The sequence below is a fragment of the Novosphingobium panipatense genome, assembly GCF_900182875.1.
GTDB lineage: Bacteria > Pseudomonadota > Alphaproteobacteria > Sphingomonadales > Sphingomonadaceae > Novosphingobium > Novosphingobium panipatense.
This window is the reverse complement of record NZ_FXUI01000002.1, coordinates 345,716-369,109: the sequence shown is the minus strand read 5'-3', so window position 1 is coordinate 369,109 and position 23,394 is coordinate 345,716. Positions and strand designations below refer to the sequence as shown.

Annotated in this window: 24 protein-coding genes; 15 read left to right on the top strand and 9 right to left on the bottom strand. The window is 64.9% G+C overall.

Annotated features, from left to right (window positions below; genetic code table 11):
* Nucleotides 1-94: 94 nt before the first annotated feature.
* The gene (parE, locus tag QOL62_RS04665; protein ID WP_283405367.1) at nt 95-2,104 is read right to left on the bottom strand and encodes a DNA topoisomerase IV subunit B; all 2,010 of its coding nucleotides are present in this window, start codon (nt 2,102-2,104) and stop codon (nt 95-97) included.
* A gap of 105 nt (nt 2,105-2,209) precedes the next feature.
* On the bottom strand, nt 2,210-3,385 hold the full coding sequence (locus QOL62_RS04660; protein ID WP_283405366.1) for a penicillin-binding protein activator: 1,176 nt from the start codon (nt 3,383-3,385) through the stop codon (nt 2,210-2,212).
* 42 nt (nt 3,386-3,427) lie between these two features.
* Between QOL62_RS04660 and rsmI the strand changes: the two genes are divergently transcribed.
* The 4 genes from rsmI to QOL62_RS04640 all read left to right on the top strand — a co-directional run bounded on the left by rsmI (nt 3,428) and on the right by QOL62_RS04640 (nt 6,321).
* The gene (gene rsmI / locus QOL62_RS04655) at nt 3,428-4,255 is read left to right on the top strand and encodes a 16S rRNA (cytidine(1402)-2'-O)-methyltransferase (RefSeq protein ID WP_283405365.1); all 828 of its coding nucleotides are present in this window, start codon (nt 3,428-3,430) and stop codon (nt 4,253-4,255) included.
* Nucleotides 4,252-4,614, top strand: a complete 363-nt coding sequence (locus tag QOL62_RS04650) for a YraN family protein (RefSeq protein ID WP_283405364.1) — start codon at nt 4,252-4,254, stop codon at nt 4,612-4,614. The genes rsmI and QOL62_RS04650 overlap by 4 nt, the downstream gene beginning before the upstream one ends.
* 93 nt (nt 4,615-4,707) lie before the next feature.
* Nucleotides 4,708-5,679, top strand: a complete 972-nt coding sequence (gshB, locus tag QOL62_RS04645) for a glutathione synthase (RefSeq protein WP_103729791.1) — start codon at nt 4,708-4,710, stop codon at nt 5,677-5,679.
* A 33-nt stretch (nt 5,680-5,712) separates the two neighbouring features.
* A complete protein-coding gene (locus QOL62_RS04640; protein WP_283405363.1) occupies nt 5,713-6,321 on the top strand; it encodes a DedA family protein in 609 nt (202 codons plus the stop codon).
* On the opposite strand, the gene QOL62_RS04635 is transcribed toward QOL62_RS04640, so the two are convergent.
* The 4 genes from QOL62_RS04635 to rph are packed head-to-tail and all read right to left on the bottom strand — an operon-like array spanning nt 6,318 to nt 9,726.
* Nucleotides 6,318-7,217 carry a tyrosine recombinase XerC gene (locus QOL62_RS04635; RefSeq protein ID WP_283405362.1) on the bottom strand — a complete coding sequence of 300 codons (900 nt, stop codon included), beginning with the start codon at nt 7,215-7,217 and terminating at the stop codon, nt 6,318-6,320. The two genes, QOL62_RS04640 and QOL62_RS04635, sit on opposite strands and share 4 nt — an antisense overlap.
* Nucleotides 7,217-8,368 carry a radical SAM family heme chaperone HemW gene (gene hemW / locus QOL62_RS04630; protein WP_283405361.1) on the bottom strand — a complete coding sequence of 384 codons (1,152 nt, stop codon included), beginning with the start codon at nt 8,366-8,368 and terminating at the stop codon, nt 7,217-7,219. Before hemW ends, QOL62_RS04635 begins: the two co-directional genes overlap by 1 nt.
* Nucleotides 8,369-8,380: 12 nt before the next feature.
* Nucleotides 8,381-9,010 (bottom strand): RdgB/HAM1 family non-canonical purine NTP pyrophosphatase, encoded by a 630-nt coding sequence (gene rdgB, locus QOL62_RS04625; RefSeq protein ID WP_283405360.1) that lies wholly within the window; start codon nt 9,008-9,010, stop codon nt 8,381-8,383.
* Nucleotides 9,010-9,726, bottom strand: coding sequence for a ribonuclease PH (gene rph, locus QOL62_RS04620; protein ID WP_103729786.1), 717 nt, complete (start codon nt 9,724-9,726; stop codon nt 9,010-9,012). The genes rdgB and rph overlap by 1 nt, the downstream gene beginning before the upstream one ends.
* Before the next feature lie 101 nt (nt 9,727-9,827).
* Between rph and hrcA the strand changes: the two genes are divergently transcribed.
* The 3 genes from hrcA to QOL62_RS04605 all read left to right on the top strand — a co-directional run bounded on the left by hrcA (nt 9,828) and on the right by QOL62_RS04605 (nt 11,878).
* Nucleotides 9,828-10,871: a heat-inducible transcriptional repressor HrcA gene (gene hrcA, locus QOL62_RS04615; protein ID WP_283405359.1), complete on the top strand. Its 1,044-nt coding sequence runs from the start codon at nt 9,828-9,830 to the stop codon at nt 10,869-10,871.
* Between the two features lie 17 nt (nt 10,872-10,888).
* Nucleotides 10,889-11,455 carry a nucleotide exchange factor GrpE gene (gene grpE, locus QOL62_RS04610; protein WP_103729785.1) on the top strand — a complete coding sequence of 189 codons (567 nt, stop codon included), beginning with the start codon at nt 10,889-10,891 and terminating at the stop codon, nt 11,453-11,455.
* Nucleotides 11,456-11,617: 162 nt separating this feature from the next.
* Entirely contained in the window at nt 11,618-11,878 is a 261-nt protein-coding gene (locus QOL62_RS04605; RefSeq protein WP_283405358.1) for a YMGG-like glycine zipper-containing protein, read from the top strand.
* Between the two features lie 89 nt (nt 11,879-11,967).
* On the opposite strand, the gene QOL62_RS04600 is transcribed toward QOL62_RS04605, so the two are convergent.
* Together QOL62_RS04600 and QOL62_RS04595 are read right to left on the bottom strand one after the other, a co-directional pair.
* Complete coding sequence (locus QOL62_RS04600) at nt 11,968-12,471, bottom strand: vgr related protein (RefSeq protein WP_283405478.1); 504 nt, start codon at nt 12,469-12,471, stop codon at nt 11,968-11,970.
* Nucleotides 12,468-12,983, bottom strand: a complete 516-nt coding sequence (locus tag QOL62_RS04595; RefSeq protein ID WP_283405357.1) for a copper chaperone PCu(A)C — start codon at nt 12,981-12,983, stop codon at nt 12,468-12,470. Before QOL62_RS04595 ends, QOL62_RS04600 begins: the two co-directional genes overlap by 4 nt.
* A gap of 196 nt (nt 12,984-13,179) precedes the next feature.
* Between QOL62_RS04595 and dnaK the strand changes: the two genes are divergently transcribed.
* Both dnaK and dnaJ read left to right on the top strand, forming a co-directional pair.
* Nucleotides 13,180-15,087, top strand: a complete 1,908-nt coding sequence (dnaK, locus tag QOL62_RS04590) for a molecular chaperone DnaK (RefSeq protein ID WP_103729769.1) — start codon at nt 13,180-13,182, stop codon at nt 15,085-15,087.
* Between the two features lie 81 nt (nt 15,088-15,168).
* Complete coding sequence (gene dnaJ / locus QOL62_RS04585; RefSeq protein WP_103729768.1) at nt 15,169-16,293, top strand: molecular chaperone DnaJ; 1,125 nt, start codon at nt 15,169-15,171, stop codon at nt 16,291-16,293.
* Nucleotides 16,294-16,335: 42 nt separating this feature from the next.
* Here the strand turns inward: dnaJ and QOL62_RS04580 are convergent, their stop codons facing one another.
* Nucleotides 16,336-18,687: a patatin-like protein gene (locus tag QOL62_RS04580; protein WP_283405356.1), complete on the bottom strand. Its 2,352-nt coding sequence runs from the start codon at nt 18,685-18,687 to the stop codon at nt 16,336-16,338.
* A gap of 70 nt (nt 18,688-18,757) precedes the next feature.
* Here QOL62_RS04580 and radA point away from each other — a divergent pair, with 70 nt between their 5' ends.
* From radA to QOL62_RS04550, 6 genes are all read left to right on the top strand, one after another.
* On the top strand, nt 18,758-20,125 hold the full coding sequence (gene radA / locus QOL62_RS04575) for a DNA repair protein RadA (protein ID WP_283405355.1): 1,368 nt from the start codon (nt 18,758-18,760) through the stop codon (nt 20,123-20,125).
* Between the two features lie 12 nt (nt 20,126-20,137).
* The gene (locus QOL62_RS04570; protein WP_103729766.1) at nt 20,138-20,665 is read left to right on the top strand and encodes a CvpA family protein; all 528 of its coding nucleotides are present in this window, start codon (nt 20,138-20,140) and stop codon (nt 20,663-20,665) included.
* Between the two features lie 4 nt (nt 20,666-20,669).
* Nucleotides 20,670-21,104 (top strand): iron-sulfur cluster assembly scaffold protein, encoded by a 435-nt coding sequence (locus QOL62_RS04565; RefSeq protein WP_199183834.1) that lies wholly within the window; start codon nt 20,670-20,672, stop codon nt 21,102-21,104.
* A 30-nt stretch (nt 21,105-21,134) separates the two neighbouring features.
* A complete protein-coding gene (gene alr / locus QOL62_RS04560; protein WP_283405477.1) occupies nt 21,135-22,181 on the top strand; it encodes an alanine racemase in 1,047 nt (348 codons plus the stop codon).
* A 104-nt stretch (nt 22,182-22,285) separates the two neighbouring features.
* Nucleotides 22,286-22,855 carry a polyhydroxyalkanoate synthesis repressor PhaR gene (gene phaR, locus QOL62_RS04555; protein WP_103729764.1) on the top strand — a complete coding sequence of 190 codons (570 nt, stop codon included), beginning with the start codon at nt 22,286-22,288 and terminating at the stop codon, nt 22,853-22,855.
* A gap of 31 nt (nt 22,856-22,886) precedes the next feature.
* Nucleotides 22,887-23,357, top strand: coding sequence for an NUDIX hydrolase (locus QOL62_RS04550; RefSeq protein ID WP_283405354.1), 471 nt, complete (start codon nt 22,887-22,889; stop codon nt 23,355-23,357).
* Nucleotides 23,358-23,394 lie beyond the last annotated feature (37 nt).

Below are 23,394 nucleotides of genomic sequence, written 5' to 3'. Positions count from 1 at the left end.
GCAAGGCAACAGCGACCATCGACCGGCGCATAACCGCGCCGTGGCGTTGCGATCGGTGATCCGAACCTTCCACGGCGGGAAGAAACGCGACCGGTCAGGCGTCGATCAGTTCGCGGTCCACTTCGCCCGCGCGGTTCTGGATGAACTGGAAGCGATGTTCGGGGTTACGGCCCATCAGGCGGTCAACCAGATCCTTCACTGCGAAACGGCCTTCGCTTTCCTGCGGTAGAGTGATGCGGATCAGCGAACGCGTCTCCGGGCTCATCGTCGTTTCGCGCAACTGCTGCGGGTTCATCTCGCCCAGGCCCTTGAAGCGGCCCACTTCTACCTTCTTGCCCTTGAACTTGGTGGCTTCCAGTTCGGCCTTGTGCGCGTCGTCGCGGGCATAGGCGGAGACTGCGCCCGAGGTCAGGCGGTAAAGCGGTGGCTGGGCAAGGTAGAGGTGCCCGCGCTTCACGATTTCCGGCATCTCCTGGAAGAAGAACGTCATCAGCAGCGTGGCGATGTGCGCGCCGTCGACATCGGCGTCCGTCATGATGACGATGCGGTCGTAACGCAGGTTGTCGGGATTGCAGTCCTTGCGGGTCCCGCAGCCGAGCGCCAGGCCGAGGTCGGCGATTTCCTGGTTGGCGCGGATCTTGTCCGCCGTCGCACTGGCGACGTTGAGAATCTTGCCGCGGATGGGCAGGATGGCTTGCGTCTTGCGGTCCCGCGCCTGCTTGGCGGAGCCGCCCGCAGAATCGCCTTCGACGATGAACAGTTCGGTCTCGCCCGATCCTTCGCCCGAGCAATCCGTGAGCTTGCCGGGCAGGCGCAGCTTGCGGGCGTTCGTGGCCGTCTTGCGCTTTACCTCACGCTCCGCCTTGCGACGCAGGCGCTCGTCCATGCGCTCCATGATGGAGGCGAGCAGGGCCTTGCCGCGATCGAGGTTGTCCGTAAGGAAGTGGTCGAAGTGGTCGCGCACGGCAGCCTCGACCATGCGGGCGGCTTCCGGGCTGGTGAGGCGGTCCTTCGTCTGGCTCTGAAACTGGGGGTCGCGGATGAACACCGAAAGCATGATTTCGCTGCCAGTGACAACGTCATCCGGAGTGATGTCCTTCGCCTTCTTCGCCTGACCGACAAGATCGGCAAAGGCGCGGATGCCCTTGGTGAGAGCAGCGCGCAGGCCCTGCTCGTGAGTACCGCCGTCAGGCGTCGGGATGGTGTTGCAATACCAGGAGTAGCTGCCGTCCGAGTAGAGCGGCCAGGCTATCGCCCATTCCACCCGTCCCTGCTCGGATCCATCCTCGCCCTGCGGAAAGTCCTGCCGCCCGGCGAAGGGTTGGGTGGTCACGCACTCGCGTTTGCCGATCTGTTCTGCAAGGTGATCGGCCAAGCCGCCGGGGAACTGAAACGTTGCCTCGGCCGGCACGCCGTCGACGAGGAGCGAAGGCGCGCATTTCCAGCGGATCTCAACGCCTGCGAAAAGGTAGGCCTTGGAACGGACCAGCTTGAAGAGCCGCGACGGCTTGAACGTCTGGTCCCCGAAAATCTCCGTGTCGGGCGTGAAGGTGACGGAGGTGCCGCGCCGGTTGGGCGCCGCGCCGACGCGCTGGATGGGGCCGAGCGTCACGCCGCGCGAAAACTCCTGCGCGAAGAGCTCCTTGTTGCGCGCAACCTCCACGCGGGTGCGGATTGAGAGCGCGTTGACGACCGAGATGCCGACGCCGTGCAGACCGCCCGAGGTCGCATAGGCCTTGCCTGAAAACTTGCCGCCCGAGTGCAGGGTGGAGAGGATGACCTCAAGCGCGGACTTGCCGGGATACTTGGGGTGTTCATCCACCGGGATGCCGCGGCCGTTGTCAGTGATCGTGATGCGGCCCGCGGTTCCGGGTTCATCCTCCAGCACGACCTCGATCCGGTTGGCGTGGCCGGCGACAGCTTCGTCCATTGCATTGTCGAGCACTTCGGCGACAAGGTGATGGAGGGCCCGCTCGTCCGTCCCGCCGATGTACATGCCCGGACGGCGACGGACAGGCTCCAGCCCTTCCAGCACTTCGATCGCGGAACCATCGTAGGACTCACCGGCAGCGGTGGGGAGCTTGTCGAAGAGATCGTCGGACATGGATGATCTATAGGGCTCGCGGAATCATCGGGGCAAGGACGTGTTCGTTCTTTTCCGCAAATGGAGGAGGATGCCGTCCCGGCCGGGGCGCGGGACGGCATACGGTCATTCGCCGAACTTAGCCGGTGCCGGGCTGATCACCTTCACCGTCCCGGGGGCCACTTCGCGAACCTCAAGGGCCCGTTCGACCAACCCGTTGCGGGTAAACCGGAAGGCCCCGTCGACGCCGAGGAAGGCCTTGGTGTCGCGCAGAGTATCCACAGGGAAGCGCGTGCCCGGCTTCCAGTCGCGCGCAACGCGCAGGGTGAGGAGGACCGCGTCGTAGCCGAGCGTCGCGATGCGGAACGGTTGGCCGCCAAAGCGTGCACGGTAGCTGCTGGAGAACTGGGCAAAGCGCTTATCTGAAACGGTCGAGTACCAGGCACCGGCAAGAGCGGGAGAGGAGGTCACCTCGCGCTCACCGCTCCAGAGTTCCGTGCCGAGCAGTCTGGTGCCCGCGGACTTCGAATTGCCCTTGAACGCGTTCGCCGCGCGCGCAGAGAGCGAGCCGCTGTCCGCGATCAGCAACGCCTCGAAACCGCCCTTTGCCTTCACCCGCTGCGCCGCCGCGCTGATCGAGGAGGCGCTGCGATCATAAGGCTCCAGCGCCACGACCGAGCCTCCGCCGGCGCGCACCGCCGAAAGGAGCGCGCCGCTGGTCCGGTCTCCATAGTCCCCGCGTGGAACGAGCGCCGCGAAGGTGGAGATGCCCTGCGCCCTCGCGTACTCTACGGTTCGCGTGACGGACTGTCCCGGAAGGTTGCCCATAATGAATACGTCGCGGCTTGCCGCCTTCTCGTCGTTGGAGAACGAGATGACAGGGATGCGGGCGCTCTTGGCGATTGCCGAGACAGCCGGAATGTCGTCGGAAAGCAGCGGCCCGAGGATCAGCTGGTTGCCCTCGGCGACAGCGCGGCGCGCGGCTTCGGCCGGGTTGCCGCTGGTGTCGTAGGTCGTCACGCGCAGGTTCTTGGCCGAGGTATCGAGAAGCGCCATGTTGGCGGCATTGGCGATGGCCTGACCGACACCGGCATTCTGCCCGGTCACCGGAACGAGCAGCGCCACGCGGTGCCGCTCGGTGTCGACGGGAATGTTCCCCGGTGAGGGTTCGGGAGTGGGTGCGGGGGGCGGAGCCGGCTGAGGTGCTTTTGGCACTACCGCACAGCCGGCAACGAGCGCCATGGCCGCCGCGGCGAGAAGATTGCGCCGGTTCAGGGCCCTGATCCCCCATTTGTCGAACATTGCTTGCCGCTCCCTTGGTCTATGGGCCATGAGTCAGGCCATATGGAACACACTCTTTCACCGGGCCTGTACATAGTCGCAACCCCCATTGGCAACCTGGGCGATATAACGCTGCGAGCCGTGGACACCCTGCGCGGAGTCTCCGCCGTGGCCTGCGAGGACACACGCGTGACCGGCAAGCTGCTGCATCACCTGGGGCTGAAGAAGCGGCTGATCCGCTACGACGATCATGCCGGAGAGGGGGATCGCGAACGGCTCCTGACGCTTATGGAAGCCGAGCCCGTGGCGCTTGTCAGCGATGCCGGCACGCCGCTGATCTCAGACCCGGGATACAGGCTGGTGCGCACGGCGCGGGAGCGCGGCATCGTCGTGACCAGCCTACCAGGGCCGAACGCGGCGGTGGTGGCGATGACGCTTTCCGGCCTTCCTAACGACCGCTTCCTCTTCGCAGGCTTTCTGCCCAACAAGGCGAAGGCCCGCGAGGATGTGCTGGGTGAACTCAGAAACATCCCGGCAACGTTGATCTTCTACGAGACGGCGCCGCGCCTCGATGCCGCGCTTGCGGCGATCGACAAGGTGCTGCCCGGCCGCGAAGTGGCGGTAGCACGCGAACTGACGAAGAAGTTCGAGGAATGCCGCAGCGGTTCTCCACAGGAACTGGCGCAGCACTATGCAGCACACCCCCCGAAGGGCGAGATCGTTCTTGTGATCGCACCGCCGGGGAGCGCGAGCGTCGAAGACCTCGACGTGGACGCACTGCTGCGCGAAGCGCTCTCCGAAGCGAAGGCGTCGCAGGCTGCCGCTGCCGTTGCAAGAGCGACGGGGCTGGACCGCAAGACCCTTTACGCCAGAGCGCTCGAACTGAAGTGAGCGAGCGGCGGCAGAAGGCCGAACAGGACGGGCGTCGCGGCGAGAGGCTGGCGGCGCTTTACCTTGCGCTGACCGGCTGGCGCGTGGTGGGGCGACGGGTGAAGACGCGCATGGGCGAGGTCGACCTGGTTGCGCGAAGGGGCCGCACCGTCTGTTTCGTGGAGGTGAAATGGCGGGCGAGGAGGGAAGACCTGGCCACCGCCATAGACGCTCGCCGGTTGCAGCGGGTGGCCGACGCCGCACGGTTGCTGGCACCGCGCTACGCCCGCTTCGGGGAGGATCAGCGGATCGATGTCATCCTGCTCGCACCCCGTACATGGCCGCGTCGGATCGTCAACGCCTGGCAACCCCATGGCTGAGAGGGGATTGTAATCCGCAATAAAGGTCGCACCTTCGCCGGAACGCGGCTAGACCGCCACTCCTGATTTCACCTTAGAGGGCCTCTTCCCGCCATGACCCTGCGCGTCGCCGTCCAGATGGATCCGCTTGAAACGATCAAGATCGGGGGCGATTCCAGCTTCGCCCTGATGCTGGCTGCGCAGGCAAGGGGGCATGTCCTGTACCACTACGACGTCAAGACCCTGGCTTACGACACCGCCCATGGTGCGGGCGGTCGGCTGACCTGCTGGGCGGCGCCGGTTACGGTGCAGCGCGTGGAGGGCAATCACTTTACGCGTGGCGAGTACCGGTTGCTCGATCTCGTCGAGGATGTCGACGTGGTGCTGATGCGGCAGGATCCGCCGTTCGACCTGGGCTACATCACTGCCACGCACCTGCTCGAGCGGCTCGCCGGGCAGACGCTGGTTGTCAACGACCCCGCTTCGGTGCGCAATGCGCCCGAGAAGGTCTTTGTGCTGGATTTCGCGCGCTTCATGCCGCCGACCTTCATCGCGCGCCGTATCGAGGATGTGCGCGCCTTCAATCAGCGTCATCCGGGTGACCTCGTCATCAAGCCACTCCATGGCAACGGCGGCAAGGCCGTGTTCCGCGTACCCGCAGATGGCTCGAACCTAGGCGCTCTGATCGAGATGTTCGAGAACGCGTGGGTCGAACCCTTCATGGTCCAGCCCTTTCTCCCCGATGTGGCGGAAGGCGACAAGCGCATCGTGCTGGTCGACGGCGAGTTTGCCGGGGCCATCAACCGGAAGCCGGGCGAGGGCGAGTTCCGTTCCAACCTTGCAGTGGGTGGATCGGCAGAGGCGTGCGGGCTCACTTCGGCGGAGGAGGAAATCTGCGCGGCGCTTGGCCCGGAACTGAAGGCGCGGGGGCTGGTTTTCGTCGGCATAGACGTGATCGGCGGAAAATGGCTGACAGAAATCAATGTGACATCGCCCACCGGCATCGTGGCGATCGACCGGTTCAACGGCACGGATACCGGTGCCCGCATTTGGGACGCCATCGAAAGACGCCACGCAGCCATGTAAGGGCGGTGGCTGTGATCGAGGCGAGGCTGTTCCATGGCTGAGTGGGTCTACGAAATCGTCCGGCAGGGCGGCTATCTCGGCATCATGTTCCTGATGGCGCTGGAGAACATCATCCCTCCAGTGCCGTCAGAGCTCATCATGGGCCTTGGCGGCATTGCCGTGGCTCGTGGCCATATGCAGTTCTGGCCGCTGCTGGGCTGGGGCACTCTTGGCGCCGTCATGGGCAATTACGTCCTGTTCCTCGTCGCGGACCGCCTGGGTTATGAGCGGCTCAGGCCCTTCATCGATCGGTGGGGGCGCTGGCTCACGCTGGAATGGCACGATATCGAGGTCGCCGGCCGGTTCCTGCGCAAGCATGGGCATTGGGTGGTCTTCTTCTTCCGTTTCATGCCGATGTTCCGTACCGTCATCTCGATTCCGGCAGGGCTGGCACACATGAACCATGCCAAGTTCCTGGGCTTCACCTTCGTGGGCGCCGCAATCTGGAACGCGGGGCTGATCCTGGGCGGCAAATGGCTCGGCAGGCGGCTGGCCGAGGCGGAGCAATGGCTGGGCTATGCCACGCTTGCTGTCGCGGTCATCACCATCGTGTTCTACCTCTGGCGCGTGCTGCACTGGAAGCCGCGGGAGGACCGGGCCTAGCCCTGCTCCCGCGGGTGCGCGCTCCGGTAGACGTCGAGCAGCGTCGCCGCGTCGACTTTCGTGTAGATTTGCGTGGAACTGAGCGAGGCGTGCCCCAGCAGCTCCTGAAGCGAGCGCAGATCGGCCCCTGCACCGAGCAGGTGCGTGGCGAAACTGTGGCGCAGCGCGTGTGGCGTCGCGCTTGAGGGCAGCCCAAGAACCGTTCGTGCGCGCGCAACCGCCTTCTGCACCATCCCCTGCGACAGCGGGCCTCCTTTCGCCCCACGGAACAGCGCGTGATCCGCTTCGAGGGGCCAGGGCGACTTGGCGAGGTAATCGGAAACGGCATCGCGCACGATCGGCAGGAGCGGGACGACGCGCTGCTTGCTTCCCTTTCCGGTGACGATCAGTGTCTCGCCAAGCGGGACGGCCGATCCCTTGATCGACAGCGCCTCGGCAATGCGCAGACCCGCACCGTAGAGTAGAAGCAGGACGGCGCGATCGCGCGCTCCGATCCAGGGCTGGTTCGCGTCTTCCTCAACGCCTGCCGCCAGGTTGACGGCTTCGTCCGGCGTGATCGGCCGCGGCAGGCCCTTCTTGATGCGCGGCCCCTTTATTCGGGGCGGAGTGGCCTGTTGGTCACCGGCCCTGGTCCGCGCGAAAGTAAGGAAGGCTTTGAGAGCCGAAAGCTCTCGCGCTGCGGAAACGTTGCCGATGCCATCCTGCCGGCGCGCGGCGAGGTGTGTCCGCAGGGTGGCTCCGTCGACGCGGGCCAGTGTATTCCAGTCCGCCGCTTCCACATGGTCCAGAAGCCGCGCGGCGGTGGCGATGTAGGCGCGAACGGTGTGCGGGCTTCGGCGGCGACCTTGTGCCAGATGCGTGCCCCACGCTTCCAGTACCTCCCCCTTATCGTGCATCAGCCTTCGACCAGTTGCTCGGGAACGAGTTCCCCCAGCAGGGTGTCGAGGAGGACCATGCCCTGCTCAGTAACGCCGAGGCGCGAGCCTTGGCGCCAGACAAAGCCCTGTTGTTCGTAGAAGCGGGCCTTGGCCGCGTTGCAGAGCTGCGCCTCGGCCATCCCGAACCGGGATGCCATCTCGCCGAGGTCCACGCCTTCGCGCAGGCGCAGGCCCATCAACATCGCTTCGCTGGCCTGCTCCGCCGCGCCAAGAACGCGCTCTTCCGCGATGCCGTGCCTCGCACGCTCAAGGCTGCCGAGCCAATTCTCGGGCTTGCGATGGCGAACCGTGGCCACGCCCGAACGCCGTCCATGCGCGCCCGGGCCAATGCCGCAATAGTCCTGGTAGCGCCAATAGGTCAGGTTATGTCGGCTTTCCTCGCCAAGCCGGGCGTGATTGCTGATCTCGTAGGCAGGGAGGCCGGCCGCGCTGGTCATCGCACGGGTGAGGGCGAACATGTCAGCGCAGGCGTCCTCATCGAGCGGCGTGAAGTCGCCCTTGCGGACCATCGTCTCGAACCGGGTGCCGGGCTCGATCGTAAGCTGGTACAGCGACAGGTGCCCCGTGCCGAAGGAAAGCGCGCGCTCGAGTTCGCGTCTCCAGCTTGCCAGCGTCTGGCCGGGGCGCGCGTAGATCAGATCGAAGCTGACGCGCTGGAAATGCTGCTGCGCTACCTCCAGCGCCTTGAGGCCTTCCTGCGCATCGTGCAGCCGGCCCAGGAAGCGCAAGGTATCATCGTCCAGCGCCTGCAGGCCGAGCGAGACCCGGTTCACGCCCGCCGCCGCGAGGGCGGCATAATTGGCGGCTTCGACGGACGAGGGGTTCCCCTCAAGCGTGATCTCGATACCCGGCGCAAAGCCCCAGAGCGCAGCCGCCTCCTGCAGCAGCCGCGCAACGAGGGCAGGCGGCATGAGCGAAGGCGTGCCGCCGCCGAAGAAGATGGAATCCAGCGGTTCTCCACCGGCTACGGCGTGCTCATGCCGCATGTCGGCAAGAAGGCCCTCTTGCCAGAGAGCGTGGTCGACCTGATCCCGAACGTGGCTGTTGAAGTCGCAGTAGGGACACTTCGCCAGGCAAAACGGCCAATGGATGTAAAGAGCGCGGGCCATGGGCCTCTTGTATCAGTCGCTGAACTGCTCGGCGACAAGCTTTCTGAAGGCATCGGCGCGGTGGCTGATGGCGTGCTTTTCTTCCGGCGCGATCTGAGCGAAGGCTTCGCTGCGGCCATTCGGCACGAAGACCGGATCGTAGCCGAAGCCCATGGTACCGCGAGGCGGCCAGGAGAACGTGCCGTCGACGCGCCCTTCGTAGACGGCTTCGTCGCCCTCCGGCCAGGCGATCGCAAGGGTGCAGGAAAACCAGCACGAGCGGTCGACCTCCGGTCCCTGCTGGCAGAGCAGGCCTTCGACCTTGCCCATGGCCATGTACCAGTCGCGGCCGGGTTCGCCTTCGAACCACTGCCGCTCCGCCCAGTCCGCGGTGTAGACGCCGGGCCTTCCGCCCAGCGCCGTCACGGAAAGGCCGCTGTCGTCGGCAAGGGCCGGCAGCCCGGCCGCCTGCGCGGCGGCGCGGGCTTTGAGCAGCGCGTTCTCGACGAAGGTCGTCCCGGTTTCTTCCGGCTCGGGAAGGCCGAGCTCTTCGGCGGAGACGCAATCCACGCCGTAGGGCGCCAGCAGCGCCGAAATCTCGCGGAGCTTGCCCGCATTGTGCGTGGCGATGACCAGACGGCCTCGGTCGAGCTTGCGGGTCATCAGCGACCCACGGCCTTTGCCTGTGCGGCGAAGATGCGGTCGCAGCCTATGCGGGCAAGGCGCAGCAGGCGCAGCAGGCCTTCCTCGTCGTACGTAGCCCCCTCGGCGGTGGCCTGCGCTTCGGCGATCAGGCCGCCTTCGATCAGGACGAAGTTGGCGTCGGCATCGGCCGCGCTGTCCTCGATGTAGTCGAGGTCGAGAACCGGCGTGCCCTGGTGGATGCCGCAGGAAACGGCGGCGACGCGGGCGGTGATCGGGTCTTCCTTGATCTTGCCCTCCGCCATCAGCTTGTCGACCGCGAGGCGAAGCGCCACCCAGGCACCGGAGATCGATGCCGTGCGGGTGCCGCCATCGGCCTGGAGCACGTCGCAGTCGAGCACGATCTGCCGTTCGCCCAGCTTCTTCATGTCGACGACAGCACGCAGGCTGCGACCGATGAGGCGCTGGATCTCCTGGGTACGACCGGACTGCTTGCCCTTCGCCGCTTCACGGCTGCCGCGCGTGTGGGTGGCACGGGGGAGCATCGAATACTCTGCCGTGACCCAGCCTTCGCCCTTTCCGCGCAGGAAGGGGGGAACCTTCTCCTCGACCGAGGCGGTCACGAGTACGCGGGTGTCTCCGAAGGAAACGAGAACTGAACCCTCCGCATGCTTGGTGAAGCCGGTCTGGATGTCGATGGCACGCATTTCGTCAGGCGCACGGCCGGAAGGTCGCATTCGGGAATCCTTGTCTTTGGCGTGTGGGCCGTGGAATACCGTTTCGCCCTTGGCGCAATGGGGTTTACGGTTCAAGAGCATTGCCTAAATTGGACGTTGAGATGCCGACGCCGCCGATCACCGAACTGACGACCCGCGCCCGCGAAATCTTCCGCCTCGTTGTGGAGGGGTATCTTGAGACCGGAACGCCGGTGGGATCCAAGGCGCTGGCGGGCTCGGGAGGGATGAACCTTTCGTCTGCGTCGATCCGCTCGGTGCTTGCCGATCTTGAGAATCAGGGGCTGCTCGCCGCGCCGCACACCAGCGCCGGTCGCCTGCCGACCGAGGCAGGCCTTCGCCTCTTCGTCGACGGCATCATGCAGGTTGCGGAGCCCACGGTGGAGGAGCGCCAGGCCATCGAGCGTCGGATTTCGGCTCCAGGTCCCATAGAGGCCGCGCTGGAAGCGACGAGCGCGTTGTTGTCCAGCCTGTCCTCCGGCGCCGGGGTGGTCATGGTTCCTCATCGCGAACCCCGGCTGATGCATCTGCAACTGGTTCCCCTTTCCCCGGGGCGCGCTCTCGCAGTGCTTGTGGGAGAGGATGGCGCGGTCGAGAACCGCGTGCTGAAGCTGCCCATGAGCCTGCCGCCCGGCGCGTTGGAAGAGGCGTCGAACTACATCTCCGCGCATCTGGGAGGGCGGACCCTTGCGGAGGCGGCGCGGGCCATGCGCGGTGAGATCGCATCGGGCAAATCGGCGCTGGATGCGGCGAGTCGTGAGCTTGTGGAGCGCGGGCTGGCGGTCTGGAGCGAGGACGCGATGGCACGGCCGGTGCTTATCGTACGCGGGCAGGCGAACCTGCTGGACGAAGCCGCGCTGATGGATCTGGAACGTGTTCGTTCGCTGCTCGACGACCTGGAAAACAAGCAATCTGTCGCCGACCTCCTGGAAACTGCGCGCGAGGCCGAGGCGACGCGCATCTTCATCGGATCGGAAAATCGCCTTTTCGCGCTTTCGGGTTCGGCAGTGATCGCCTCTCCCTACCGCGACCGCGATGGAAAGGTGGTGGGCGTGGTGGGGGTTATCGGGCCGACCCGGTTGAATTATGCGCGCGTCGTCCCCATGGTGGACTTCACCGCCCAGAGCCTGGGCAAGCTCATCGGATAGCTGGAACAGATACTGAAATGACCGACGACAAGACGCAGTCGCCCGCCATCGATCCTGCCGGGGCCGAAGAACTTCAAGGGGTGCCGGAGGACTTCGTGGACACGACCGGAAAGAACGAGGAAGTCACCTCCCTGCGCGAGAAGCTGGCAACGGCTGAGCAGGACGTGCTGTACGCCCGCGCGGAAACGCAGAACGTGCGCCGCCGGCTGGAGAAGGACATCGCGGACACGCGCGCCTACGCCGCCACCGGCTTTGCCCGGGACATTCTCTCGGTGTCGGACAACCTGTCGCGCGCGCTTTCCGCCATTCCGGCCGACCTGCGCGAGGACGAGAAGCTCAAGAGCCTCGTTACCGGCATTGAAGCGACGGCCCGCGAAATCGACAAGGTCTTTGCCAGCCACGGCATCAGCCGCATTGCCGCCATGGGGCTACCGCTCGATCCCAACCAGCACCAGGCCATGATCGAAGTGCCGTCGGACGATGCGGAGCCGGGCACCGTGGTTCAGGAACTTCAGGCGGGCTACATGATCAAGGACCGCCTGCTGCGCCCGGCGATGGTGGCGGTGGCCAAGAAGCCGGACTGATAAGACTTTTCGCAACTGCTTCAGTTCTTACGTGGCGGCCTGCCCCGGGATAACCGGGCGCAGGCCGTCGCTGCGTTGAGACTCTGTGCGGAACCACTTGCGTTCACTACCGTTCACTTCAGTAGAGCTGACAAGCTGGTCCAAGACTTTCGGAGATCATCGATGCGCAAATTCATCCTCCCCATTTTAGCTGCCGGTGCGTTCAGCATGGCAGGCTGTGCAAGCAATTACGGCGGTGAAGGCGCGCTCGCAGGTGGCGCGCTGGGCGCTGGCGTCGGAGCGATTGCCGGCGACGTCGGCACGGGCGCGGCTGTCGGCGCGGCTGCAGGCGCCATTGTCGGCTCTCAGAAAGAAAAGAACAACGAACGCGGCTGCTACCGTTATGACCGCAACGGTGATCGCTACTGGGATCGCGACTGCTGATCAAACGGCTGATTGGCTTGCAACGCGTAAGCCGAACAGGGAAGGGCGCGGGCGCGATGGCGTTCTGCGCCCTTTGTGTTCAGGCAGGGTCACGCCACCGCAGCGGCGCTTGACGTTCCAGGGGTGAAGGGCAGAATGCCCCGATACTGCTCCAGATCAGGCGCTCCCGCGAAGTGCAGGCCCTTGCGCAGCAGAAAGACGTGCCGCACGATTTCGGCCTGTTGCTCGATACCATAGCGGTCGAGAGTCCACCCCGGCCTTAGCGCATAGTCATACCGGCAAAAGGGATGCCGCATGAAGGGAAGGTAGAAGCGTCCCTTGCGCTGGCTTTGCCAGACATGCGTCATCTCGTGGATGAACAGGCCCTGCAGGTGTGAGGGCGCCGCTGCGAAGTCCTCATGGTAGAGGTCGGTGCGCGGATGGAAGTGCAGGTGCCCGCACGGCGCCATGACGGTGTTGCGTGGCTGGAACGGAAACCACCGTCTCAGCCGGATGCGCACTGGATTGCAGTTGATCGCCTCCCCGAAGATCGAGTGGACGAGGTGTACCTCGCCCGCGGTCAGTGAACGCTCGGAAGGGGAAAGCTGTGTCAGTGCTGCATTCCCTCCATGCCGTGCGTGTCCCCGCCCATCGTCGTCAGTTCAAGCGGCATGGAGATCTTGTCGCCATCGGAAAAGGTGACGGTCAGTTCGCCCCGGCTGCCCGTTTTCAGGTCCGGCGAAAGATTGAAGGCCATCACGTGCAGGCCGCCGGGCGCGAAGACCATCGAAGCGCCCGACTCAAGAGGGAGACTGTCCACCTTGCGCATGGTTCCCCCCTTAGTCTCGTGCATCTCGGCGTTTTCGGCCCCGGCGACGTGAACGCCGGCAATGGTCACTGGCTCGGCCGCGTTGTTGCGTATCGTGAAATAGACCGCAGCCGGGCGACCGGCGATCACGGGGAGCACCATGCGGGCATCGCTCGCCGCGATTCCCGGCTTCGCATTGGGCCCAAGAGCGGTCGCCTCGTTGTTTTCGGTGGGGCTGTCAGGCTCCTTGCCGCATCCGGTGATGCTCAGAACTAAGGCAAAGGAGGCAATCAGCGATAGAGGAAGGGCGCGTTTCATCTCAGGCATTTCCTTGTCATCAAGCCCCTTTGAAAAATCGCCTGTCTAATGCCATCGGCACAGGCTTGTTCCAAGCGAAACGTCACCTATATCCGGGCTCGACGACTTGGAACGTCACCGAGCCGCCAAGCCGCCTTGCCTTGTGTGAGGGAGGCGATCCGTGCGGTGTCATCCACTGACGTGAGGAATGGGGATAATGGCAAAAGTAATTGGTATCGACCTCGGCACCACCAACAGCTGCGTTGCCGTCATGGACGGCGGCAAACCGAAGGTCATCGAGAATTCCGAAGGCGCGCGCACCACGCCCTCGATCGTCGCTTTTACCAAGGATGGTGAGCGCCTGATCGGGCAGCCTGCGAAGCGCCAGGCCGTGACTAACGGCGACAACACGATTTTCGCGGTGAAGCGCCTCATCGGCCGCCGCTTCGACGATCCGGTGACCAAGAAGGACACCGAGCTGGTCCCGTACCACATCGTCAAGGGCAAGAACGGCGACGCTTGGGTCCAGGCGGGTGGCGAGGATTATAGCCCCTCGCAGATTTCGGCCTTCACTCTGCAGAAGATGAAGGAAACGGCCGAATCCTATCTGGGCGAGACCGTCACTCAGGCCGTCATCACCGTTCCTGCATACTTCAACGACGCGCAGCGCCAGGCGACCAAGGACGCCGGCCAGATCGCGGGCCTCGAAGTGCTGCGCATCATCAACGAGCCGACCGCGGCTGCGCTGGCCTATGGCCTCGACAAGCAGGACGGCAAGACCATCGCGGTTTATGACCTTGGCGGCGGCACCTTCGACGTCTCGATCCTCGAGATCGGCGACGGCGTGTTCGAGGTGAAGTCGACCAATGGCGACACGTTCCTGGGCGGTGAGGACTTCGACACCAAGGTCGTTGAATGGCTGGCCGACAAGTTCAAGGCCAAGGAAGCCATGGACCTGCGGACCGACAAGCTCGCCCTGCAGCGCCTGAAGGAAGCGGCCGAGAAGGCGAAGATCGAGCTGTCGTCGACTGCCACGACCGAAGTCAACCTGCCCTTCATCACCGCGCGCATGGAAGGTGGCGCCACCACTCCGCTGCACCTCGTCGAGACGATCACTCGTTCGGACCTTGAAAAGATGGTTGCCGACCTGATCCAGCGCACCCTCGAGCCCTGCCGCAAGGCTCTCGCTGACGCGGGCGTCTCGGCAAAGGACATCGACGATGTGGTGCTCGTGGGCGGCATGACCCGCATGCCCAAGGTCCGCGAAGTCGTGAAGGATTTCTTCGGCAAGGACCCTCACACCGGCGTGAACCCGGACGAGGTCGTGGCCATGGGCGCCGCGATCCAGGCCGGCGTCCTCCAGGGCGACGTCAAGGACGTGCTGCTGCTCGACGTGACCCCGCTGTCGCTGGGCATTGAGACGCTGGGCGGCATCATGACCAAGATGATCGATCGCAACACGACGATCCCGACCAAGAAGAGCCAGGTCTACTCGACCGCCGAGGACAACCAGCAGGCGGTGACGATCCGCGTGTTCCAGGGCGAGCGCGAGATGGCGCAGGACAACAAGCTGCTGGGCCAGTTCGACCTCGTCGGTATCCCTGCGGCGCGTCGCGGCGTTCCGCAGATCGAGGTGACCTTCGACATCGACGCGAACGGCATCGTGAACGTCTCTGCCAAGGACAAGGGCACCGGCAAGGAGCAACAGATCCGCATCCAGGCTTCGGGCGGCCTTTCCGAGTCCGACATCGACCAGATGGTCAAGGACGCCGAGAAGTTTGCCGAAGAGGACAAGAAGCGCCGCGAATCGGCCGAGGCCCGCAACCAGGCGGACAGCCTCGTCCATGCGACGGAGCAGCAGCTCACGGAGCATGGCGATAAGATCGACGCGACTCTGAAGAGCGAAGTTGAGGCCGCGATTGCGGCTACCAAGACCGCTCTCGAAGGCGACGATGCCGCCGAAATCAACGCCAAGGCTCAGGAACTGACCCAGGTGGCGATGAAGGTCGGGCAGGCGATCTACGAGAAGGAGCAGGCTTCGGCCGCTTCGCCGAATGCGGCTCCGGCAGGCGACGACGATGTGGTCGACGCCGAGTTCTCGGAAGTGGACGAAAACAAGGGCTGACAAGTCCTGATGAAAACCGCGACCGCCACCGGTGCAATCCGCGCCGGTGGCGGTTAAGGTATTCCGACGGGGAAATATCACGTGTCAGCAACAGAGATCGACTACTACGAACTGCTCGAATGCGAGCGCACCGCCGATGACAAGGTGCTCAAGTCGGCCTACCGCCGCCTGGCCATGCGCTATCACCCGGACAAGAACCCGGGTGACAAGGAAGCCGAGGCTCGGTTCAAGCAGATCAGCGAGGCGTACGACTGCCTCAAGGACCCGCAGAAGCGGGCCGCTTACGACCGTTATGGTCACGCCGCGTTCCAGCAGGGAATGGGCGGTGGCCAGGGCGGGGGCGACTTCGGCGACATCGGCGACATTTTCGAATCGATCTTCGGCAGCGCTTTTGGTGGCGGTGGTCGTCAGCAGCAGCGCCGCGGAGCGGACTTGCGCTACGACATGGAAGTGTCGCTGGACGACGCCTTCCGCGGCAAGCAGACGGACATCACCATCGAGGTGTCGCAGACCTGCGAGCCTTGCCATGGCAGCGGGGCGGAGCCGGGCACCGGCAAGCGCGGATGTTCCATGTGCGGCGGGCACGGCAAGGTGCGCGCGCAACAGGGCTTCTTCGTGGTCGAGCGCACGTGCCCGACCTGCCAGGGTCGGGGTGAGGTCATTGAAAAGCCTTGCCGCTCCTGTGGCGGTGAAGGCCGCGTGGACAAGCCGCAGACGCTGCAGGTGGAAATTCCGCCGGGCGTCGACTCCGGCACGCGCATCCGGCTTTCGGGTAAGGGCGAGGCAGGCCCGTTCGGCTCCCCGCCGGGCGACCTCTACATTTTCCTTCACGTCAAGCGTCACCGCGTGTTCGAGCGTGACGGCACGACGCTCATCACGCGGGTGCCCATCACTTTCACGACAGCGGCTCTGGGGGGCACGATCGAGATACCGGGCATTGATGGCGAAGCCATCACGCTCGATATCCCTGCGGGCATCCAGTCCGGCAAGCAGCTTCGCAAGCGGGGCGCCGGCATGCCGGTGCTGCAGGGCCGGGGCCGCGGCGATCTCGTAATTGAGATTGCGGTGGAAACTCCCACCAAACTGACGGCCCGCCAGAAGGAACTCCTGCGCGAACTCCAGGGCACCGAGACGGGTGACGAATGCCCCAATTCCAAGGGCTTCTTCGACCGGATCAAGGAAGCCTGGACGGATCTGACGGACTGATGGCCGTGAACGACGTTGCGGCACCTAACGCCGGAACGTCGTTCAGCCTCTCCAACGCTCGCGGATCCAGTCGGGTACGCCGTCGGCGTTCAGGATGCCCTTTCTGATACGCGGTACCAGGTCGGCATCGGCGGTGAGCCGGGGTGCTTCCTCGTCGAGAATTGCCAGGAACGCCTGCCGCTTGAAGGCGAGCAGTTCCCCGGATGACATTGCCTTCTCCGGCGGCAAGGTGGAGGCGATGAGGTCCATCATGCGCTCGGCGCCGTGGAGACGCCCCCACAGGTAATCGTTTTCCCGATACGTTCGGCTGAAGAAGGCGCCGAAGTTGAAGAACTCGGTACCGCGCAGGAACTGCTGCGTGCCTTCGCGCGTGATCCCTTCGCAGTCTTCCGGCGAAATCCTGTCCACCAGCACCGGATCGAACTCGTTCAGGCCCTCGCCCCTCAGCAGAGGAAGAGTGACGGTGTCGTAGAAGGGAAAACCCAGATAGGCGAGCAGGACCCGTCGCCGAAGCGCCTGCGGCATGGCGGCAAGAGCTTCGGCGAGGCGTTCGTCCACCGCCGTATCCGTCTCCATCAGTTGGCGGGCTGTGGCCATATGATCGATCACCGCATGGGGATCCTCGAAGAAGCGGGCGGCAAGTGCCGGAAATTCCGGTCCCAATGCGCTGGAGGGCTCCCGCTCCAGATAAAGGGTCAGCGCCTCGTAAATCGCTACCCGGGCGGCATCCCGGTGCTGTTCCGTGACGCCCTGCTCCCCGTCCCACTCCTGCGTCAGCCGCCGCGCCAGCAGGCGCAGCCGCCGGATCCGGAAAGCGATATCGTGATTGCGGAAGAACGTGATCATGGCCGGCGAACGGGCATCCCTCAATGCCTCCCCCCGGTCTAGGCCGCCGGCGGCAAGTTCCGCGATCAGCCGTTCACGTACGGGTTCGGGCGAGTGCAGATCGAGCTCCGGGGCGCTTTCCACTACCATGCGCGCCATGGTCGTGATGACGCCGCTGAACTTCACCTGCGCATAGCCGTGATAGGCGAAGCCCGCCTGCTCCAGGGCGGCTGTCTGCGCTTTGGCGCGCCAGGCCGCAAGACGCTTCGACGTCGGCCGATCGAGGAAGAAGGTGCCGCCGAAAAGCTTGTCTACCGCGTCTTCGATCTCCGGGCGCAAGGCGCGCACGATTTCCCGCAGGGACGCTGTCTCCTGCGAACGCTCCTGGAGGGCTTCGAGATTGTCGCGGATGGGCTGTTCGCGCGGAATCGCAGACAGGGAGCCGAAGATCACCGGAAAGAAGCTGGGCAGGCTGTCGTCCCGTCGCATCTCCGCTCCGAGCCGATCGGGTGTCGGATCGATGTAGACGAAGCGCCGGTCGACTTCACGGGTGGCCGGGCGATCCCTCAGCGCCGCCCGGGCGTCCGCAAACGGGGCATTCACCAGCACCGAGCCGTCGATCAGGGCCACGCAATCGAGTTCACCCCTTCGGGCGTGCTCAGGCATGATGCGCGCGAGGAAAGCGTCTCGCGTTGGCCAGGACTCTTCCGCCTCCGAGACCAGTCGGTCGATCTCCTTGATCTGGAGAGGAGGGAAGGCCCCCGGGAAGCTCGCCGATGCACGCGCGGCCATGACCAGCTCCGGAATCGCCGCAAGGGGCGTGCCTTCGGCCTGCGCCCGGGCGTGGAAGCTGAACGTCAGGCGATGCTCGCTTTCGAGGACGACCGCAGGCGAGTGCAGCCGCAGCGTCTCCAGATGGCCCTTGAAGTCTGTTGCTGTCACGAAGAGATCGAGCGGGTGGCCAGGTGGAAGCAGAGGCGGGCCGACGGGCGTCTCCGCCATTGCCGCAAGGGCACCATGCAGCAGGCGCGAGAAGCCGATCCCGCCGAACGGGGGCTCGAACCAGCGCGAGCGGACGAGGCGGGAAACCTTCTCCCGCACTTCACTGCGCGTCTCGGGCGCCACGGTTTCGCTGACGGCGTTGTCCGGACGATGGAGGAGATAGCCGACGAGTGGCTTGGTCCAGAACTTCGCTGCGCGCGACCAGGACTTCGCCTCGGGATCGAGCAGCACGTCTACATCGGCGTTCTGGAGCCACAGGTCGGTAAGTGGTTCCAGCGATTGTCCCGAGTGGATCGCCTGTGCAAGGAAGACCGAGTTGATCCCGCCGGCGCTTGCTCCGGCCACGATGTCCGCCAGCACGCGCAGCCTGAGGTTGCCTTCCGTCTCCAGGCGCTCGAGCAACTTGCGGTACACGGCGGCGCTTCCCTCAACCGCTCGCTCATCTCCCGTGTGAGCACGGCTCGCCTGCAGAGCCTTCCAGAGCTCCTTGGTGACGCCATGCATGTAGACCGCGAGGCTTACTCCCCCGTAGCAGACCAGAGCGATCCGCAATTCTTTTTGCTGCATCAGGGCACTGTGGCGTGCGGTGAGAGGATTGGCAATTGCGTTCTCATTTCGTTCCGGCTACGTGGGCGCGATGGCGAAACCAAAACGTCGATATGTGTGCCAGGCCTGCGGGGGCGTTTCATCGCGATGGCAGGGGCAATGCGCCGATTGTGGCGAATGGAACAGCCTGTCGGAAGAAACGCCCCAGACGGTTTTTTCCGCCAAGCATGATCTTTCATCAGGCGGGCGGCCAATCCAGTTCACGCCCCTGGATGCTCCCGGCGAAGTGCCCCGGCGGCAGAAGACCGGGATATCTGAATTCGATCGTGCCCTCGGCGGCGGCCTGGTTCCCGGGTCGGCGATCCTGATGGGCGGCGATCCGGGCATCGGCAAATCGACGCTGCTGCTTCAGGTCTCGGCAAACGTCGCGAACGGAGGCGGGCTTTCCGTCTACGTCAGCGGAGAAGAGGCGGCGGGTCAGGTACGGCTGCGGGCGGAACGCCTCGGTCTGTCCAAGTCTCCGATTCAGCTCGCTGCGGCAACCTCCGTTCGGGACATCCTGACGACGCTCGGCATGATGGACCCACCCTCGCTGCTGGTCATCGATTCGATCCAGACGATGCACTCCGATCAGATCGAAGGTGCGCCGGGCACGGTCAGCCAGGTGCGCGGCTGTGCCTTCGAGCTCATCCGCTATGCCAAGGAAAACGGAGTGACGCTGGTTCTGGTGGGGCACGTCACCAAGGACGGCAATATTGCGGGGCCGCGGGTGCTCGAGCACATGGTCGACGTAGTCATGAGCTTCGAGGGGGAGCGCAGCCACCAGTACCGCATCCTGCGCTCGCTCAAGAACCGTTTTGGCCCGGTGGACGAGATCGGCGTGTTCGCGATGGAAGGCGATGGGCTTGCCGAAGTGGGCAATCCCTCGATGCTGTTCCTGTCGGGCCGGGAAGAACCGATGGCCGGAAGCGCCGTGTTCCCGGCGATGGAAGGCACGCGCCCGGTGCTGGTGGAGATACAGGCGCTTATCGTTCGGCTTCAAAGCGGGGCGACCCCACGTCGTGCCGTGGTGGGCTGGGATTCAGGGCGCATGGCCATGCTCCTCGCCGTGCTCGAGGCGCGCTGCGGCCTCAGCTTCTCCAGCGCCGAGGTCTATCTGAACGTGGCGGGCGGGTATCGGTTGAGTGACCCGGCAGCGGACCTCGCGGTCGCGGCGGCGCTCGTCTCCGCCCTTGGCGATAAGCCCTTGCCGACTGATGCCGTCTGGTTCGGCGAAGTGTCCCTCGCCGGAGAGATCCGTCCGGTCGCGCACTCCTCCATACGCCAGCGGGAATCCGCCAAGCTGGGATTCACAAAAGCGCTTGGCCCGTCCAATGGGCCGCCGCCGGAAAAGGGCCTGAACTTCCATGGGCTGACCATGCTGCCCAACCTCGTTGACCGCATCCTGTCCGATGCCTAACTCAGGGCGGATATGACTGGCTTCGACATCGCCGTCCTGCTCCTGGTCGGGCTTGGCGCACTTTTCGGCTTCATTCGCGGCTTCGTGCAGGAGATACTTGCCTTGTCCGCGTGGGTTTTCGCGGTCTTCGCCATTCGCCTTTTCCACACGCCGGCAACCGAGTGGCTTGCGGGCCATGTGGGTTCCGAATCAGGAGCCGGCGTTCTCGCCTTCGCGCTCCTGCTCGGCGTGCCGTTCGCTGCGGTAAAGCTGGTTGCCGGTTGGGCCGGATCAAAGAGCCGCGCCTCAGTGCTGGGGCCGGTGGATCGGGTCCTCGGGCTCGGCTTCGGCGCGGTGAAGGGCGTCATCGTGATCGTGCTGGCGTTCTCCGTGCTCGTACTCGGCTACGATACCATCTGGGGCATCGGCGGTCGCCCGGAATGGATCACCAGCGCGCGGACCTTTCCCTTCATCAATGCAAGCAGCGAAGCGCTCGTACAGATGATTGCCGAACGGCGTGCCGAAGTCCGTGCCGCTGAAGCGGCACAGGGCGCGGAGTAGCCGCGTGTCAGCCGTTCTTTACACGCCGGAGATCCTTGGCCTTGCCATTGAACTGGCCGGTCACCCGCTTGACGGTGACCTGCCTGTTCGCGCTGAGGCCCGCTCCCGCAGTTGCGGCAGTACCATTGTCCTCGGCCTCTTCCTTGACCGCGAAGGCCGCATAGTGCGTCTCGGAATGCGCAGCCATGCCTGCGCCATCGGTCAGGCCTCTGCCGCCATTTTCGCGCGCGGCGCTGCCGGAAGGGACGTGCGGGAGGTGACCGAAGCGCGAGATGCGGTCGCCCGCTGGCTTGCGGGTGACGGCGATCTGCCGCAGTGGCCCGGTCTGGAGATAATAGGACCGGCGCGCGCCTACGCGGCGCGGCACGGTGCGGTGCTCCTGCCGTGGGACGCAGCGGTGCGCGCCTTTGCCGAGCGTGAGTTGCCCTCCCGCGCCTGATGGCGCTATGGGCCCGGCGTGACCAGGACCATGAACCGCCCGACCGCCCCTTCGCCTGCGCTCCGGCTGGAGTTCGACGCGGAGGCGCTGCAATCGAACTGGCGGGCGCTTGACCGTCTGTCCGGGCGCGCACGGGCAGGGGCTGCGGTCAAGGCGAACAGCTACGGCGTTGGCGCGGTGCGTGCCGTGCCCGTCCTTCACCAAGCCGGCTGCCGCGACTTTTTCGTGGCTCACTGGGCCGAAGCGGCCGAAATCCTCGACGTCATGGGTGACGCCTCGCTGTCGGTCCTGCACGGCCCCTGCTCGGAGGAGGACGCCGCCTACGCCCGCGCCGTGGGGATCAAGCCCGTCATCAATTCGCTGCGACAGGCCCGGCTTTGGCAGGATGCCGGCGGTGGGGCGTGCGATCTCATGGTGGACACGGGCATGAATCGCCTCGGCGTCTCGCTTCATGAGCTTGGCGAACCGGTGCTGGCGGAGCTGGAGGTGGATACGTTGCTGTCGCATCTCGTCTCAGCCGAGGAGGACGTGGCGCTGAACGAACGCCAGCGTCAGGGCTGGCGCGAGGCCTGCGCGGCGCTGCCTCACCAGCGCGCCAGCCTTGCAAACAGCGCCGGAATCGCCCTTGGTGAGGCCTTCCATGGTGACCTTACCCGGCCGGGTATTGCACTTTACGGGGGCGTGCCACGACCTGAAATGGCAGCGGATCTGCACCCGGTGATCCGTCCGCAGGCGGCCCTTCTGCAGGTGCGGCAAGTTCAGCCCGGCGAGACGATCGGCTATAACGCGACCTTCACTGCCACGCGTGCCATGCGTGTGGGCACGATCGGCCTGGGTTATGCGGACGGATACCTTCGCTGCTGGTCTGGAAAGGGGCATTTCACGGCGGGCGGGCACGTGCTCCCCGTGCTCGGTCGCATCAGCATGGACCTCACGGTCGTCGATCTGAGCCAGGCCGGCCAAGTCGGCGAGGGCGACTGGATCACAGCCGAGTACGCCTTGCCGGAAGCGGCTGCGCAAACCGGCCTTTCGCAATACGAACTGCTCACGCTGATGGGGCGCCGGTTCAACCGCTGAGCCGCGGCTGCAGCCTTCTCGCACGCTTTTGCTGCGCAGCAATTTGTGTTGCAATGCGACAAGCGGCGATGATATTCTTTGCCCGAGGTAGATGGGGAGAGGACATGGCTGCAGCAGCATCGGGCGACGATGAAACCGTCGTCATCAAGAAATACGCAAACCGGCGGCTCTACAACACGCGCTCGTCGAGCTACATCACGCTCGACCATCTCGCGAAGATGACGCGTGAGGGCATCAACTACAAGGTGCTGGACGCCAAGTCCGGTGCGGACATCACGCATACGATCCTCACCCAGATCATCATGGAGGAGGAATCCAACGGCGAGCAGATGCTGCCTGTGAACTTCCTGCGCGAACTGATCAGCATGTACGGCAACCAGATGCAGTCGCTGATCCCGCATTACCTCGAAGCGTCGATGGAAAACTTCCGCGCCAACCAGGCGAAGCTGGCCAAGGCTTTCGAAGACAGCCTCGGCAACAATCCGCTTGCGAAGCTGGCCGAACAGAACATGGCGATGTTCCGCGCTGCATCCGCCGCATTCATGCCGGGGGCCGAGAAGCCGACCGAGAGCAAGGCGCCGCCGGCGGCTTCGGCTCCCGATGCTGGGGATCTTTCCGCCCTGCGCGACCAAATGGCCGAAATCCAGAAGCGGCTCGACGCTCTCGGCAAGTGACGGCGCGGCAGATGACGGGGGCACGGCGGCAATGAGCCGGGTTGCTCGACCTGCGGCTCGTATCGTCCTGCAGGACGGCGCTGGTCGTGTGCTGCTCTTCCGGTTCGATCCGCCGGATCGTGCGCCGTTCTGGTGTACACCGGGGGGTGCCGTCGATCCGGGGGAGAGCTACGAAGAAGCGGCACGACGGGAACTTCTGGAGGAAACGGGCATCACCGCCGAACCGGGCACGGCTTTCGCGCGGCGAACGGTCGATTTCGTCACCATCGAAGGCGAGCCGGTCACCGCGGACGAGCGTTACTTCCACATACGCGTGCCGGCGGGGATAAGCCCGGATGCCATCGATACCAGCGGCCATACCGACCTTGAACGCTCCGTGATGCGTAGCTGGTGCTGGTTCGACAGGGCAGCCCTGCTCGCGCTCGAGGAGCCATATTTCCCCGAAGACCTTTGGGCGATGGTCGAGGGTTTGAGCACTGCGAACGGAGACCGGATCGAGTGACGTTTGAACCTTGGCGCAAGTGCGGCTAACAGCGCAG

Coding starts and splice junctions, on each gene's coding strand:
- gshB (WP_103729791.1), top strand. CDS start 4,708: ATGACCCTGCGCGTCGCCGTCCAGATGGATCCGCTTGAAACGATCAAG.
- QOL62_RS04580 (WP_283405356.1), bottom strand. CDS start 18,687: ATGCAGCAAAAAGAATTGCGGATCGCTCTGGTCTGCTACGGGGGAGTA.
- rph (WP_103729786.1), bottom strand. CDS start 9,726: ATGCGACCTTCCGGCCGTGCGCCTGACGAAATGCGTGCCATCGACATC.
- rsmI (WP_283405365.1), top strand. CDS start 3,428: ATGGAACACACTCTTTCACCGGGCCTGTACATAGTCGCAACCCCCATT.
- alr (WP_283405477.1), top strand. CDS start 21,135: ATGAACCGCCCGACCGCCCCTTCGCCTGCGCTCCGGCTGGAGTTCGAC.
- rdgB (WP_283405360.1), bottom strand. CDS start 9,010: ATGACCCGCAAGCTCGACCGAGGCCGTCTGGTCATCGCCACGCACAAT.
- QOL62_RS04635 (WP_283405362.1), bottom strand. CDS start 7,217: ATGCACGATAAGGGGGAGGTACTGGAAGCGTGGGGCACGCATCTGGCA.
- radA (WP_283405355.1), top strand. CDS start 18,758: ATGGCGAAACCAAAACGTCGATATGTGTGCCAGGCCTGCGGGGGCGTT.
- dnaK (WP_103729769.1), top strand. CDS start 13,180: ATGGCAAAAGTAATTGGTATCGACCTCGGCACCACCAACAGCTGCGTT.
- parE (WP_283405367.1), bottom strand. CDS start 2,104: ATGTCCGACGATCTCTTCGACAAGCTCCCCACCGCTGCCGGTGAGTCC.
- grpE (WP_103729785.1), top strand. CDS start 10,889: ATGACCGACGACAAGACGCAGTCGCCCGCCATCGATCCTGCCGGGGCC.
- QOL62_RS04550 (WP_283405354.1), top strand. CDS start 22,887: ATGAGCCGGGTTGCTCGACCTGCGGCTCGTATCGTCCTGCAGGACGGC.
- phaR (WP_103729764.1), top strand. CDS start 22,286: ATGGCTGCAGCAGCATCGGGCGACGATGAAACCGTCGTCATCAAGAAA.
- QOL62_RS04595 (WP_283405357.1), bottom strand. CDS start 12,983: ATGAAACGCGCCCTTCCTCTATCGCTGATTGCCTCCTTTGCCTTAGTT.
- QOL62_RS04640 (WP_283405363.1), top strand. CDS start 5,713: ATGGCTGAGTGGGTCTACGAAATCGTCCGGCAGGGCGGCTATCTCGGC.
- hrcA (WP_283405359.1), top strand. CDS start 9,828: ATGCCGACGCCGCCGATCACCGAACTGACGACCCGCGCCCGCGAAATC.
- hemW (WP_283405361.1), bottom strand. CDS start 8,368: ATGGCCCGCGCTCTTTACATCCATTGGCCGTTTTGCCTGGCGAAGTGT.
- QOL62_RS04660 (WP_283405366.1), bottom strand. CDS start 3,385: ATGTTCGACAAATGGGGGATCAGGGCCCTGAACCGGCGCAATCTTCTC.
- QOL62_RS04570 (WP_103729766.1), top strand. CDS start 20,138: ATGACTGGCTTCGACATCGCCGTCCTGCTCCTGGTCGGGCTTGGCGCA.
- QOL62_RS04605 (WP_283405358.1), top strand. CDS start 11,618: ATGCGCAAATTCATCCTCCCCATTTTAGCTGCCGGTGCGTTCAGCATG.